We start from the raw sequence: 2007 nt of genomic DNA on the forward strand, positions 1-2007 counted from the left end.
ACCTAGGCCAGGCAACGGCGTGCCCCAATCACCAACCCGACCCCAACCCACACATCGGGGCGAAGAGCCGAATGCACGTGGTTGGATCTCTTTTTCGCGTGTTTTTGCCCTTGATCCATGCGAGTGTGCTTGATCGGCGGGCCGCCACCTGCGGGCGGCGGGCCGCCTGCGGGCGGAGACGGGCAGCGCCGCGGCCGTACATCTCGGCCATCGGCGGCAGCGGCAGTTCGGCAGTGGCCCACCGCGCGGGCGCGGCGGGCCCTCCGCGACCCTGCGCCTGCGCCAGACGGCGCCCGGCAAAGCCGGCATGCTCCGGCGAAGCCCGCGTGCCTCAGCGCAAGCGTCCCGCCTCAGAGGCTCCGGGCTCGGAAGGCGTCGCGGATCTCCAGCAGGTGGCGCCTCTCCGTGGCGAAGTCGCGCGGACGCGGGCTGTCCGGATTCGGGTCCAGGATGACCTCGCTCGCGCCGGCTTCGACCAGCGCGGCCACGTCGCCGACGACCTGGTCGAGGGTGCCAACGCCGAGCGGCCGGTCCGGGGGAGCGGGCTCGGGTTGGAGGCGGGCCTTGATCCGCGGTACAAGGCCCGGCATCGGGCGGCCCGCCGACGCCAGTGCGGGCAGGCCGGTGTCGCGTAGCCACGACAGGGTCGGGTTGATCGGGTGCCAGGCGGTGGCGAAACGCGCCGCGCGGCGGATCGCGGCCTTTCCGGCGCCGCCGATCCAGAGTGGTACGCGCCCGTCGGACGGGTTCGGACCGGTCGCCACGTCGTGGAAATGCGGGGCGGCGCTGACCGTCGGCTCAGCCCAGGCGCGCGTGATGATCTCCAGGTACGCGTCGGTGGTGGCGCCGCGGGCCGACGCGTCCAGCCCCAGCGCCGCGAACTCGGTGCGTGACCAGCCGCTGCCCGCCCCGAGCACGAAGCGGCCGCCGCTCAGCACGTGCAGCATGGCGCTGAGCCGGGCGGTGAGCAGCGGATGCCGGTACGGGAGCACGGTGACCGAAGTGCCCAGGTGGACGGTGGTCGTCTGACCGGCGAGCCAGGCGAGCAGGGTGAACGGGTCGTAGAACGGTGACGGGTACAGGGCCGTCACCTCGGGAGTGGGCGCCACATGGTCGGAGACGACGATCGTGCTGAAACCGCTGTCTTCGGCGAACCGCGCCCAGGCCAGCAGCGTGTCCGGGTCGGCTTCCGGGCCGAAGTTCGGCACGTTGAAGCCGAGCCGGGTCATGCGGCCGCTTCCCTTCGTCGGGCGCCGGCCTGACGTGCTGCCTGACCCTCGCGCGAGCGCTCGGTCATGCGGCCGCCGACCGCAGGTACGACCGGAAGGGTGCGGACAGGCGCTCGTCGGTCAGGTCGGTCGTGCCGGGCCGGGCGATGCCGGGCAGCAGGGCGGTGACGGCGTCGATGAGCGCGGCGGTGGCGCGCGGCGTGGGGTCCATCGGCAGCGGGACGAGCTCCTTGCGAGCCGCGTACACGATCTCTCGGACCCCGGCGGCGGCCGCGACGGTCCGGCAGATCGCGCACGGTTCGCAGCTGGAGTAGACGACGGCGCCGGCGAGGTCGAGCGAGCCCAGCCGGCGGGCGGCGTCGCGGATCGCGACGACCTCGCTGTGCGCGGACGGGTCGAGGTCCGACAGGGCCGTGTTGAGGCCCGTGCCGATCACCACGCCGTCGCGGGCGGTGAGCGCGGCGAACGGGAGCTGGCCGGCCGCGCCGTGGCGTTCGGCCGCCTCGACAGTGCGGGCGAGGGCGCCCGCCTCGCCGCCCAGCGCGGCGATCGGCGCGCCGGCCAGGCGCCCGTATCCGTCCGGGTTCGTGGTCATGAAGGCACCCTATGGCTCGGGAAGCGCGGCCGCTGCCCCTCCGCGATCAAGGAGACCTTCATCGATCAAGGGCGAACGCACGCGGAAAGGAGAGGCGGTCTCCACCGGTCAGTGCAACAGAGGGCTGATCTTGGGAGGCTGCTGGTATGGCACGTGCGGGAGTGATCACCGCTGATCTGCGGC

2 protein-coding genes are annotated in these 2007 nt (G+C 73.2%); both read right to left on the reverse strand.

Features of this window, described 5'->3' with window-relative positions; all coding sequences use genetic code 11:
* Positions 1-350: 350 nt before the first annotated feature.
* Complete coding sequence (locus QMG73_RS46020; RefSeq protein ID WP_281906489.1) at positions 351-1229, reverse strand: TIGR03619 family F420-dependent LLM class oxidoreductase; 879 nt, start codon at positions 1227-1229, stop codon at positions 351-353.
* A gap of 64 nt (positions 1230-1293) precedes the next feature.
* Positions 1294-1824, reverse strand: a complete 531-nt coding sequence (locus QMG73_RS46025; protein WP_281906490.1) for a nucleoside deaminase — start codon at positions 1822-1824, stop codon at positions 1294-1296.
* Positions 1825-2007: the final 183 nt, after the last annotated feature.

The sequence above is a fragment of the Phytohabitans aurantiacus genome, assembly GCF_027923225.1.
Lineage (GTDB): Bacteria > Actinomycetota > Actinomycetes > Mycobacteriales > Micromonosporaceae > Phytohabitans > Phytohabitans aurantiacus.

Bases quoted from the DNA above. Each gene is read 5' to 3' on its own strand.
- QMG73_RS46020 (WP_281906489.1), bottom strand. From the start codon at position 1,229: ATGACCCGGCTCGGCTTCAACGTGCCGAACTTCGGCCCGGAAGCCGAC.
- QMG73_RS46025 (WP_281906490.1), bottom strand. From the start codon at position 1,824: ATGACCACGAACCCGGACGGATACGGGCGCCTGGCCGGCGCGCCGATC.